General features: G+C 58.2%; 9 protein-coding genes. 5 read left to right on the forward strand and 4 right to left on the reverse strand.

What is annotated here, in order from left to right; genetic code table 11:
* Positions 1-18 precede the first annotated feature (18 nt).
* Together feoB and feoC are read left to right on the forward strand one after the other, a co-directional pair.
* A complete protein-coding gene (feoB, locus tag ABLV17_RS09090) occupies positions 19-2,337 on the forward strand; it encodes a Fe(2+) transporter permease subunit FeoB (RefSeq protein WP_015703678.1) in 2,319 nt (772 codons plus the stop codon).
* A gap of 12 nt (positions 2,338-2,349) precedes the next feature.
* Positions 2,350-2,586 (forward strand): [Fe-S]-dependent transcriptional repressor FeoC, encoded by a 237-nt coding sequence (gene feoC, locus ABLV17_RS09095; protein ID WP_047038098.1) that lies wholly within the window; start codon positions 2,350-2,352, stop codon positions 2,584-2,586.
* Between the two features lie 100 nt (positions 2,587-2,686).
* Here feoC and ABLV17_RS09100 read toward each other — a convergent pair whose 3' ends face one another.
* Both ABLV17_RS09100 and bioH read right to left on the reverse strand, forming a co-directional pair.
* Complete coding sequence (locus ABLV17_RS09100; RefSeq protein WP_015369359.1) at positions 2,687-2,956, reverse strand: YdgH/BhsA/McbA-like domain containing protein; 270 nt, start codon at positions 2,954-2,956, stop codon at positions 2,687-2,689.
* 112 nt (positions 2,957-3,068) lie between these two features.
* Positions 3,069-3,851, reverse strand: coding sequence for a pimeloyl-ACP methyl ester esterase BioH (gene bioH / locus ABLV17_RS09105; protein ID WP_087859058.1), 783 nt, complete (start codon positions 3,849-3,851; stop codon positions 3,069-3,071).
* Positions 3,852-3,888: 37 nt separating this feature from the next.
* Here bioH and gntX point away from each other — a divergent pair, with 37 nt between their 5' ends.
* The 3 genes from gntX to gntT all read left to right on the forward strand — a co-directional run bounded on the left by gntX (position 3,889) and on the right by gntT (position 6,857).
* Positions 3,889-4,563, forward strand: a complete 675-nt coding sequence (gene gntX / locus ABLV17_RS09110; RefSeq protein ID WP_213794136.1) for a DNA utilization protein GntX — start codon at positions 3,889-3,891, stop codon at positions 4,561-4,563.
* A 58-nt stretch (positions 4,564-4,621) separates the two neighbouring features.
* A complete protein-coding gene (gene nfuA, locus ABLV17_RS09115) occupies positions 4,622-5,197 on the forward strand; it encodes a Fe-S biogenesis protein NfuA (protein ID WP_015369356.1) in 576 nt (191 codons plus the stop codon).
* Positions 5,198-5,540: 343 nt separating this feature from the next.
* Positions 5,541-6,857, forward strand: a complete 1,317-nt coding sequence (gene gntT / locus ABLV17_RS09120; RefSeq protein WP_015369355.1) for a gluconate transporter — start codon at positions 5,541-5,543, stop codon at positions 6,855-6,857.
* A 202-nt stretch (positions 6,858-7,059) separates the two neighbouring features.
* Here the strand turns inward: gntT and malQ are convergent, their stop codons facing one another.
* Both malQ and malP read right to left on the reverse strand, forming a co-directional pair.
* On the reverse strand, positions 7,060-9,135 hold the full coding sequence (gene malQ, locus ABLV17_RS09125) for a 4-alpha-glucanotransferase (protein ID WP_271032840.1): 2,076 nt from the start codon (positions 9,133-9,135) through the stop codon (positions 7,060-7,062).
* 10 nt (positions 9,136-9,145) lie between these two features.
* Positions 9,146-11,536 carry a maltodextrin phosphorylase gene (malP, locus tag ABLV17_RS09130; protein WP_271032839.1) on the reverse strand — a complete coding sequence of 797 codons (2,391 nt, stop codon included), beginning with the start codon at positions 11,534-11,536 and terminating at the stop codon, positions 9,146-9,148.
* Between the last annotated feature and the right edge of the window lie 106 nt (positions 11,537-11,642).

Raw genomic sequence — 11,642 nt, forward strand, 5'->3', positions numbered from 1 at the left:
GCACTAAGAGTCTGAAAAATGAAAAAATTAACCGTTGGTTTAATTGGTAATCCTAATTCCGGCAAAACAACGTTATTTAATCAGCTAACCGGCGCGCGCCAGCGGGTGGGTAACTGGGCGGGGGTCACCGTTGAGCGTAAAGAAGGCGCCTTCACCACCACCGACCACCAGGTTACTCTGGTTGACCTGCCGGGCACCTATTCGCTGACCACCATCTCCTCGCAGACGTCGCTCGATGAACAGATTGCCTGTCACTATATTCTCAGCGGCGATGCCGACCTGCTGATTAACGTCATCGACGCCTCGAACCTGGAACGTAACCTCTATCTGACTCTGCAATTGCTGGAGTTGGGTATTCCCTGCGTCGTCGCGCTAAACATGCTCGATATTGCCGAAAAACAGCAAATCCGCATCGACGTCGACGCGCTGGCGGCCCGCCTCGGCTGCCCGGTGATTCCGCTGGTCTCCACCCGCGGCCGCGGTATTGAAGCGCTGAAAATGGCGCTTGACCGCCATGAGCAAAATCAGCCGCTGGAACTGGTGCACTATCCGCAATCCCTGCAGCGCGAAGCCGATATGCTGGCGCAGGCGATGCCTGCTGATATGCCGCTGCGTCAGCGCCGCTGGCTGGGGCTGCAGATGCTGGAAGGCGATATTTATAGCCGCGCCTTTGCCGGCAACGCCGCCGACAAACTCGATCTGGCGCTGGCCAACCTGAGCGGCGAGATGGACGATCCGGCGCTCTATATCGCCGATGCCCGCTATCAAAGCATTGCCGCGGTATGCGATGCCGTCAGTAACACCCTGACCGCCGAGCCGAGCCGCTTCACCACGGCGATGGATAAAATTATCCTTAACCGCTTCCTCGGCTTACCGATCTTCCTGTTCGTGATGTACCTGATGTTCCTGCTGGCTATCAACATCGGCGGCGCCCTGCAGCCGATTTTCGACGCCGGTTCGGTGGCTATCTTCATTCACGGCATCCAGTGGCTGGGCTACACCCTGCACTTCCCGGACTGGCTGACCGTGTTCCTCGCGCAAGGGCTGGGCGGCGGTATCAATACCGTGCTGCCGCTGGTGCCGCAAATCGGCATGATGTACCTGTTCCTCTCTTTCCTTGAGGACTCCGGGTATATGGCGCGCGCGGCCTTCGTGATGGACCGCCTGATGCAGGCGTTAGGCCTGCCGGGGAAATCCTTCGTGCCGCTGATCGTCGGTTTCGGCTGTAACGTGCCTTCGGTAATGGGCGCCCGTACGCTGGATGCGCCGCGTGAACGGCTAATGACCATCATGATGGCGCCATTTATGTCCTGCGGCGCGCGACTGGCGATTTTCGCGGTCTTCGCCGCTGCCTTCTTCGGGCAGAACGGCGCGCTGGCGGTCTTCTCACTGTACGTGCTGGGCATCGTGATGGCGATCCTCACCGGCCTGATGCTCAAATACACCATTATGCGCGGCGAAGCCTCGCCGTTTGTGATGGAGCTGCCGGTGTATCACGTACCGCACATCAAGAGCCTGGTTATTCAAACCTGGCAGCGCCTGAAAGGCTTCGTCCTGCGCGCCGGTAAGGTGATTGTCATCGTCAGTATTTTCCTCAGCGCGCTGAACAGCTTCTCGCTCAGCGGCAAAGTGGTCGATAACATCAACGACTCGGCGCTGGCTTCGGTCAGCCGGGTGATTACCCCGGTGTTTAAGCCCATTGGCGTGCACGAAGATAACTGGCAGGCAACCGTCGGCCTGTTTACCGGCGCGATGGCGAAAGAAGTGGTGGTCGGTACGCTGAATACCCTCTACACCGCGGAAGATATCCAGAATGAAGAGTTTAACCCACAGGAGTTTAGCCTTGGCGACGAGCTGTTAGCCGCCGTCGATGAAACCTGGCAGGGACTGAAAGACACCTTTAGCCTGAGCGTGCTGGCGAACCCGATTGAAGCAAGCAAAGGCGATGGCGAAATGGAAACCGGCGCAATGGGCGTGATGGGCAGTAAATTCGGCAGCGCCGCCGCCGCGTACAGCTACCTGATCTTCGTCCTGCTCTATATTCCATGCATTTCCGTGATGGGGGCGATTGCCCGTGAGTCCAGCCGCGGTTGGATGATGTTCTCGGTGCTGTGGGGGTTGAATATCGCCTACTCGCTATCAACGCTGTACTACCAGACCGTGAGCTTTAGCCAGCACCCGCGCTACAGCCTGGTGTGTATTCTGGCGGTGATTCTGTTTAACGTCGTGGTCTTTGGCCTGCTGCGTCGGGCGCGGAGCCGGGTAGACGTTTCGCTGCTGGCGACGCGTAAAACCCCGACGTCTTGCTGCCAGAGTCCGGCCGGCGACTGCCACTAAGGAGCAATCATCATGGCATCGTTAATTGACGTTCGCGATATGCTGGCCCTGCAGGGGCGCATGGAAGCCGCACAGCTGAGCGCCCGCCTGCATACGCCGCGACCGCTGATCGACGCCATATTAAGCCGCCTGGAGGCGATGGGGAAAGTCGTCAGAAAGACCGAAGATGCCGATGGCTGCCTTTCCGGCAGCTGTAAAAGCTGCCCGGAAGGGAAAGCCTGCCTGCGGGAGTGGTGGTCTTTGCGCTGAATAAGACATCCCGGATGGCGGCGCGTTGCGCCGTATCCGGGCTACCCAACGACGTTGAGCAGGAGCCCTGCCAGGTTGCGCCTGGCAGGGAAAATCGGGCTTACTTATACACGTCGGCGTTCGCGTGAACCGTCTTCTCGTTCTTCTCGCCGGCAATCACCACGAAGTACTTACCACCCAACTCATCCGCTTTCTTCGACAGATCGCGCTTCGCGTCCATCGGCGACGTGGTACGGGAAGTCGTGATGCTACCGACCTTGGTCAGATTCATTTTCGCGACTTCATCTTTCTGGATCTCTTTCGCCGCGAACGCGCCAAAAGAGAGGGAGCCAATCACCAGAGATGCAACAATACCTGTAACAAGTTTCATAGCCTTTACTCTCCATAAGGTTGTTATTTTTAGTTTGCGGCGGCAAAAACGAAATAATCAACCGCCGCAACAACCTAAGTATTGCCCGATCCTGATGATTTACCACGCGGCGCTAAAAATAATTATTAAGCCGCTTTTTCAACGCGATCAGAGGCTCACAAAATGGCTGGGGATGTGAAATAAACGGCGCATGGGCCGCCTTTTCGAAAATGATAGACTCACTTTGCGGCCACAGCTCATCCAATAGCGGAACGATTTTACGCGGCACCAGCCCATCCAGACGACCATAGAGGCGCAAAAACGGCATGGTCAGCGCGGCGAGCGGTTGACGCAAATCGGCGGTTTTGAGAATCTCCAACCCGCCGTTGAGAACCTCAGCAGGCGGCATCGGCAGCGACAGAACGGTGCTTTTCAGCGCACGGGCGTCCTGGCGCGCGCTTTCGGTACCCATGGTTTGCAGGGCGAGAAAACGCTCGACGGTACGCTGGAAATCTTCACTAAGCTGCTGCTGGAAGCCGCTCAGCACTTCCGGTTTAATCCCCGGCCACGGGTCGCGCGCGCCAAAACACGGCGAAGAAGCGACGGTCACCAGCGCCTGCACGCGTTGCGGATGCTGCAGCGCCACCAGGCTCGCTACCAACCCGCCCAGGCTCCAGCCAAGCCAGATGGCCTGCTCCGGCGCTTTTGCAACGACCTGCTGCGCCATCTCTTCAAGCGTTAAGGCGCCAAAACCACCGCTGCGGCCATAACCCGGTAGATCCACCAGGTGCAGGGTAAAATGCGTAGCCAGTTCCGGCGTAATGCAATCCCACACGTTGGCATTCAGCCCCCATCCGTGCAGCAGCACAAGATGACAATTTCCTTCGCCCGTGGTTTGCCACCAGATGTCATTCATCAGTTACTGTTCTCTTTCCATCACTATGAGGGGAATTATGCTAACAGCACACAGCTTATGCTGGCTATGCCAAATGCCGCTGGCCATCGCTCACTGGGGGATTTGCTCGCGCTGCACCGCCTCGCTGCTCATCTCACAATCACTCTGCCCGCAGTGCGGTTTACCCGCATTGGCGCCCACCTTACCCTGTGGACGCTGCCTGCAAAAACCGCCGCCCTGGCAGCGGCTGGTGACGGTGAATAGCTATACCCCTGCGCTAAGCGGACTGGTGCATCAGTTAAAGTTCGGGCCTCGTCCGGAACTCGCCCCAGCGCTGGCGCGACTGCTTATTTTGCGCCTGCGCCTTAACCGCGGGCTGCCGCCAGTGGACCGGATTATCAGCGTGCCTCTTTGGCAACGCCGCCACTGGCGTCGGGGATTTAACCAAAGCGAGGCGCTATGCCGCCCGCTGGCGCGCTGGATGGGTTGCGCCTGGCGCGGCGATGCGTTGAAGCGAATCCGGCGTACCGCAACACAGCATCAGTTAAGCGCCAGATTACGTAAGCAGAACCTGAAAAATGCTTTCCAGGTTGAATTATCCGTTCGGGGCCACCATATCGCCATTGTGGATGATGTCGTCACAACCGGAAGCACCGTCGCCGAGATTTCCCGCCTGCTTTTGCGAAACGGCGCCGCGACGGTTCAGGTATGGTGTGTATGCCGTACCTTGTAGACCCCCGCTGATGGGCGTATTATAACCCAGTAAAATAGTCAACTATTAGGCCAACGCTATGATCCGTATTTCCGATGCTGCACAAGCGCACTTTGCCAAACTGCTGGCAAATCAGGAAGAAGGGACGCAAATTCGCGTATTTGTGATTAATCCCGGCACCCCAAACGCTGAGTGCGGCGTATCCTACTGCCCACCGGATGCGGTGGAAGACACCGACACGGCGCTGAAATTTGAACAGCTGACCGCGTATGTTGATGAACTCAGCGCGCCTTATCTGGAAGATGCTGAAATCGACTTCGTCACTGACCAACTCGGTTCCCAGCTGACGCTGAAAGCGCCGAACGCCAAAATGCGTAAGGTTTCCGACGATGCCCCGCTAATGGAGCGCGTGGAGTACCTGCTGCAGTCGCAGATCAACCCACAGCTGGCCGGTCACGGCGGTCGTGTCTCGCTGATGGAAATCACCGAAGACGGTCTGGCTATCCTGCAGTTCGGCGGTGGTTGCAACGGCTGCTCGATGGTCGACGTGACCCTGAAAGAAGGGATCGAAAAGCAGCTGCTGAACGAATTCCCGGAGCTGAAAGGCGTGCGCGACCTGACCGAACACCAGCGCGGCGAGCACTCCTACTACTAAGCTTCCGCCCTCTCGCCCGGCAACAACCGCTTGCCGGGTGACTTCTCCTTCCCGCATGTTACCGCACAACATTTCTGACTAGCCAGCACGGCAAAAACCCGGTAGAGAGTATGACTTAAGTCTCATATTTAAAATTTACCCGGTTCAGGGCATTCTCAAAGCTCACATGTTACCCGTATCATCCACGACAAGCACCACCGACAAAAAAATAGCCAGCTATCCTTTCTCTGGGTCAGGAATATGCCAGCTTTACGGTGCAAGACATCCTTGTTCCTCTGCGGAACGGATACTGTAGATGTTCAGACTTTAACGTTACCCATAACAAGTTAAGGCCAGGTAAATCATGCCATTAGTCATCGTAGCTATCGGGGTTGCCCTGTTATTGTTGCTGATGATCCGTTTCAAAATGAACGGCTTCATCGCTCTGGTTCTGGTGGCGCTCGCCGTCGGATTAATGCAGGGTATGCCTCTGGATAAAGTCATCGTATCCATCAAAAACGGCGTCGGGGGCACGCTCGGCAGCCTCGCACTGATCATGGGCTTCGGCGCTATGCTCGGTAAAATGCTGGCGGACTGCGGCGGCGCGCAGCGTATCGCAACCACCCTGATTGATAAATTCGGTAAAAAACATATTCAATGGGCCGTTGTACTGACCGGTTTCACCGTCGGTTTCGCCCTGTTCTATGAAGTCGGTTTCGTGCTGATGCTGCCGCTGGTCTTTACCATCGCCGCTTCCGCGCGTATCCCGCTGCTATACGTTGGCGTACCGATGGCCGCGGCGCTCTCCGTCACCCACGGTTTCCTGCCGCCGCACCCGGGCCCGACCGCTATCGCGACAATTTTCCACGCCGATATGGGCAAAACGCTGCTCTACGGTACGATTCTGGCTATCCCGACGGTTATTCTCGCCGGCCCGGTTTTCGCCCGTTTCCTGAAAGGTATTGATAAGCCGATCCCGGAAGGCCTGCACAATCCGAAAACCTTCACCGAAGAAGAGATGCCGGGCTTTGGCGTCAGCGTCTGGACCTCTCTGGTACCGGTGATCCTGATGGCGATGCGCGCCGTCGCCGAGATGGTTCTGCCGAAGGGCCACGCCTTCCTGCCCGTTGCCGAGTTCTTCGGCGACCCGGTGATGGCGACCCTGATTGCGGTGCTGATCGCGCTGTTCACTTTCGGCCTGAACCGCGGCCGTTCCATGGAGCAGATCAACGATACGCTGACCTCCTCTATTAAAATTATTGCCATGATGCTGTTGATCATCGGCGGCGGCGGCGCCTTTAAGCAGGTGCTGGTGGATAGCGGCATGGATAAGTACATCGCTTCTATCATGCACGAATCCAATATGTCACCGCTGTTTATGGCGTGGTCTATCGCCGCGGTGCTGCGTATTGCGCTGGGTTCAGCGACCGTTGCCGCTATCACCGCGGGTGGTATCGCCGCGCCGCTGATTGCCACCACCGGCGTTAGCCCGGAGCTGATGGTTATCGCCGTGGGTTCCGGTAGCGTTATCTTCTCGCACGTGAACGATCCAGGTTTCTGGCTGTTCAAAGAGTATTTCAACCTGACCATTGGCGAGACCATCAAGTCCTGGTCGGTACTGGAAACCATCATTTCCGTGTGCGGTCTGGTTGGTTGTCTGCTGCTGGGGATGGTGGTGTAACCCTCGTTCCCTGAGATAAAAAAGGCCGGGTGCGCATCATGCGCCCCGGCCTTTTTATTATTCGTTTCCCGGATGGCGGCGCAAAGCGCCTTATCCGGGCTACGGTCCTGGGGATGGTGGTGTAATCCTCGTTCCCTTTTTGTTCTTCGGCTCTCAACCGTAGCCCCGGTAAGCGCAGCGCCACCGGGGAATTCTCTCTGGATTAGCGGGCTTTGCGGCGCTTATCCAGATCTTTAATCAGCTTATTCACCTGCGCATCGGCAAACATCTGCTCGAGCGTCACGCTAAGCTTACGCCGCCAGTTGGGATACTCGGTACTGGTGCCCGGGATGTTGACCGGCGAAGCCATCTCCAGCCAATCTTCCGGCTGCAGCCCAAGCAGGGCGCTGTTGCTGTCGGCAATGTAGCGCTGCATCCCGCGATTAAGCGTTGAGGTCATCGCCATCAGCGAGGCTTTATGCCCGGCGCGCTTCGGCAAACAGCCGTGCCGATGCAGCGCATCCAGCAACCCCTGCTTTGCTTGCTCGCGATCGGCATATAAGCCGCGCAGCACCACTTCATCCGGATACAGACCCAGCGTCTTCCCGAGCGTCAAATCGCCGCTCTCCCAATAACCGCGCAGCGTCGGGAGATCGTGGGTCGTCGCGACCGCCATCGACTGCTGCGGATAAGCCTTCGGCGCGCGGAACGTTTTATCAGGGCCATTTTCGAAATAGAGCACTTTATACGAGTAAACGCCGCTTTTGCGCAGCTTGCCGACGATCTCGACCGGTACGGTTCCGAGGTCTTCGCCAATGACCATGCAGCGGTGCCGCTGGCTCTCCAGCGCCAGGATCGCCAGCAGGTCATCCACCGGATACTGCACATAGGCGCCATGGTCGGCAGTTTCGCCATACGGTATCCACCACAAGCGCAGCACCGACATCACGTGGTCAATACGCAATGCGCCGCAGTTTTGCATATTCGCCCGTAGCAGTTCGATAAACGGCTCGTAGGCGCGGGCAGCCATCACATGCGGATCCATCGGCGGCAGGCCCCAGTTTTGTCCCAGCGGGCCGAGGATGTCCGGCGGCGCGCCGACGGAAGCCCTGAGGCAATACAGCTCGCGATCGCACCACGTCTCCGATCCGCCTTCGGCGACGCCGACCGCCAGATCGCGATACAGGCCAATCGGCATCCCGTCCTGCTGGCTGGTGTGCCAACAGGCGGCGAACTGCGTATAAGCCAGCCACTGTAGCCACAGATAGAAGCTCACCTCATCGGCATGTTCCGCACAGAAAGTTTTCACCTGCGGGCTGCTCGTACTCTGATACGCCTCCGGCCATGCCGGCCAGCCCCAGCGCATCGGATCCTGCTGACTTTGCCACGCATGCAGCGCATCAAACGCCGCCTGCCAGTAGAGGCTTTCGCCCTCGCGTAGCACGAACTGGCGGAACTCCGCCATTTGCTCATCTTCACGCGTAGAAAACTCGGCCCACGCCAGACGCAGCGCGGTCAGCTTCAGCGCTGTGACGGCGGTATAGTCGACATCAGCGGTCTGCCGCGCGGCCTGCAGGGCCTGCTGGGTTTCCGCAAGCTGCCACCATGCCTGCGCGGCAGGGCTACGCTGGAAATCTTCCACCGCGTTGACGTCGATATAGATGACGTTAAGCCAGCGGCGCGAGGACGGACTGTACGGGCTGGCGCTCTCCGGGTTCGCCGGATAGAGCGCGTGAATCGGGTTGAGGCCGATAAACGCGCCGCCGCGACGGGCGATTTCCGGCAGCATGGCGCGTAGATCGCCGAAGTCGCCGATGCCCCAGTTGTTCTCAGAACGCAGGGTGTAGAGCTGGACGCAGGCGCCCCATAGCTTTTTGCCCTCTTTGAGCGCCAGCGGTTCGTAGCAGCGCGCCGGGGCGACGATCGCCCGGCAATGCCAGCGTTCGCCGTCCCGCGTGAGGGTTAGGGTGTGATAGCCCGTCGGCAATCTCCCCGGCAGGGTGAGCGTTTCGCCGCCGCGCGTCTCACCCTGATACTGCTTACCTTCTTCGGTCGTCAGCAGCCAGTGAAACGCGCCACTTCCCGCTACCGGCAACTGCATTTTTTTACCGTGGGTAAAAACCTTGACGCTGGGCAGCGGTTCTACTGCCGCTTTCGCGGCAGTAGACGTACGATGCATAGCATCCAGCAAACGTTGTTTGGTGGCCGCCGCGATCGACTGCGGCTGCCCGTGCGCATTGATATAGCTGGGGCTGATCCCCGCCGCCAGCGCGGCGTTATCAAGGCGTTTATTCTCCATAGGCCTGTCCTTAGCGTTTTGCCTGCCAGATACGTTGCTGATAATCACGAATAGAACGGTCGGAGCTGAACATGCCGCAGCGCGCGGTGTTGAGGATCGCCGCACGGGTCCAGGCTTCCTGGTCGCGATACAGTTCGTCTACCTGCTTCTGCGCCGCGACGTAAGCGCTAAAGTCAGCCAGCACCAGGTAAGGATCGCCGCCTTGCAGCAGGCTATGCAGCATCTGATCAAAGGCGTGTTTGTCGCCGCCGCTATATTTACCGCTTTCCAGCTCTTTCAGCACCGCGTCCAGCAGCTTGTCTTTCTTACGCCATTTCAGCGGATCGTAGCCTTTCGCCTTCAGAGCCTTAACTTCTTCCACGGTATGGCCGAAGATAAAGATATTGTCCTCGCCAACCTGCTCGGCGATCTCAACGTTGGCGCCATCAAGGGTGCCGACGGTCAATGCGCCATTCAGCGCCAGCTTCATGTTGCCGGTACCGGAGGCCTCTTTACCCGCCGTGGAAATCTGCTCGGAGACGTCCGCCGCCGGGATCAGCATTTCCGCCGCCGATACGCAGTAATCCGGCAGGAAGACCACTTTCAGCTTATCGCCCGCCAGCGGATCGTTGTTGATCGCCTCGGCCACCTTGTTGATCGCCAGAATAATATTCTTCGCCAGGTAGTAGCCCGGCGCGGCTTTGGCGCCAAACAGGAAGACGCGCGGTACGCGGTCGGCCTGCGGGTTTTCGCGGATCTCTTTATACTGCGCCAGAATGTTCAGCAGGTTGAGGTGCTGGCGTTTGTATTCGTGCAGGCGCTTAATCTGGATATCGAAAATCGCCTGTGGGTTGATGTCGATACCGGTACGCCGCTTCACGAACTCAGCGAGACGCACTTTATTCGCCTGCTTAATGTCGCGATAAACCTGACGGAATTTGGCATCGTCAGCGTATTTCTCCAGCTTGATCAGCTGGTCGAGATCGTTGGCCCACTCTTTCTTCAGCGTCTTATCAAGCAGGGCAGCCAGCGCCGGATTACACTGTTTAATCCAGCGACGCGGCGTAATGCCGTTGGTCACGTTATGGAATTTGTTCGGCCACAGCTGGTGATATTCCGGGAACAGATCCTTAACCACCAGATCGGAGTGCAGCGCCGCGACGCCGTTCACCGCAAAGCCGCTCACCACGCACATGTTGGCCATGCGAACCTGTTTGTCATGCACCACCGCCAGCTTCGCCCACACCTGCTTATCGCCCGGCCAGGTTTTCTCCACCAGCAGTTTAAATCTGTCGTTAATCTCTTTGATTATCTGCATATGGCGCGGCAGCAGCGCCTTGACCAGCTTCTCATCCCAGCACTCCAGCGCTTCTGGCATCAGCGTATGGTTGGTATAAGCGAAGGTTTTGCTGGTGATGGCCCACGCATCGTCCCAGCTCATCTGGTGCTCATCAATCAGCACGCGCAGCAGCTCCGGGATGGCGATGGTCGGATGGGTGTCGTTCAACTGGATCACTTCATAATCCGCCAGCTCATGCAGCTTGCGGCCAGCCAGATGGTGGCGACGCAAAATATCCGCCACCGAGCAGGCGCACTGGAAGTACTGCTGCATCAGGCGCAGTTTTTTCCCCGCCAGGTGGTTGTCATTCGGATACAGCACCTTGGTCAATTTTTCCGCGTCGATACCTTGTTGCTCCGCGCGCAGGAAATCGCCGTCGTTGAATTTGGTCAGGTTGAACGGATGGGCATGCTTGGCCTGCCACAGGCGCAACGGCTGCGCGACGTTATTGCGATAGCCAAGCACCGGCAGATCCCAGGCTTCGCCGGTAATCACGAAAGCCGGTTGCCATTCGCCGCTTTTGCTAACTTTACCGCCGATGCCCACCTGTACATCCAGCGCTTCGTTGTGGCGGAACCACGGATAGCTGCCGCGTCCCCAGTCGTCCGGCGCTTCCATCTGCTGACCGTCGGCAAAGGACTGACGGAACAGGCCGTACTGATAGTTCAGGCCGTAACCGGTCGCCGACTGGCCGACGGTGGCCATAGAATCCAGGAAGCAGGCCGCCAGACGGCCCAGGCCGCCGTTGCCCAGCGCCGGATCGGTCTCTTCTTCCAGCAGGTCGGTCAGCTGGATGTCGTACGCCTTCAGCGTCTCGCTCACCCCTTCATACCAGCCCAGGTTGAGCAGGTTATTACCGGTCAAGCGACCGATCAGGAACTCCATCGAAATGTAGTTAACGTGGCGCTGTCCTTTAACGGCTTCCGCCGCCGGTTGCGCCGCCAAAAGCTCCGCCAGCGCGCCGCTGACCGCACGCCACCACTGGCGTTGGGTCATCTCTGCGGCTGACGATAAACCGAAACGCTGCCACTGACGCGTCAGTGCAGCCTGAAACTGAGCCTGGTTAAAAGAAGTCTGTGACATAAGAAATCCTGGTCCTTTACTAAAACGTTAGCCTTAGTGTGCCGACCTCCCGAGGCCGCTGCCTCCTCCCGAGGGGGATTAGACAGGGAGGAGTAGCGGGGATGAG

Source organism: Klebsiella sp. CN_Kp091, from assembly GCF_040065095.1.
Taxonomy (GTDB): Bacteria; Pseudomonadota; Gammaproteobacteria; order Enterobacterales; family Enterobacteriaceae; genus Klebsiella; species Klebsiella aerogenes.

Bases quoted from the DNA above. Each gene is read 5' to 3' on its own strand.
- feoB (WP_015703678.1), top strand. From the start codon at position 19: ATGAAAAAATTAACCGTTGGTTTAATTGGTAATCCTAATTCCGGCAAA.
- feoC (WP_047038098.1), top strand. From the start codon at position 2,350: ATGGCATCGTTAATTGACGTTCGCGATATGCTGGCCCTGCAGGGGCGC.
- ABLV17_RS09100 (WP_015369359.1), bottom strand. From the start codon at position 2,956: ATGAAACTTGTTACAGGTATTGTTGCATCTCTGGTGATTGGCTCCCTC.
- bioH (WP_087859058.1), bottom strand. From the start codon at position 3,851: ATGAATGACATCTGGTGGCAAACCACGGGCGAAGGAAATTGTCATCTT.
- gntX (WP_213794136.1), top strand. From the start codon at position 3,889: ATGCTAACAGCACACAGCTTATGCTGGCTATGCCAAATGCCGCTGGCC.
- nfuA (WP_015369356.1), top strand. From the start codon at position 4,622: ATGATCCGTATTTCCGATGCTGCACAAGCGCACTTTGCCAAACTGCTG.
- gntT (WP_015369355.1), top strand. From the start codon at position 5,541: ATGCCATTAGTCATCGTAGCTATCGGGGTTGCCCTGTTATTGTTGCTG.
- malQ (WP_271032840.1), bottom strand. From the start codon at position 9,135: ATGGAGAATAAACGCCTTGATAACGCCGCGCTGGCGGCGGGGATCAGC.
- malP (WP_271032839.1), bottom strand. From the start codon at position 11,536: ATGTCACAGACTTCTTTTAACCAGGCTCAGTTTCAGGCTGCACTGACG.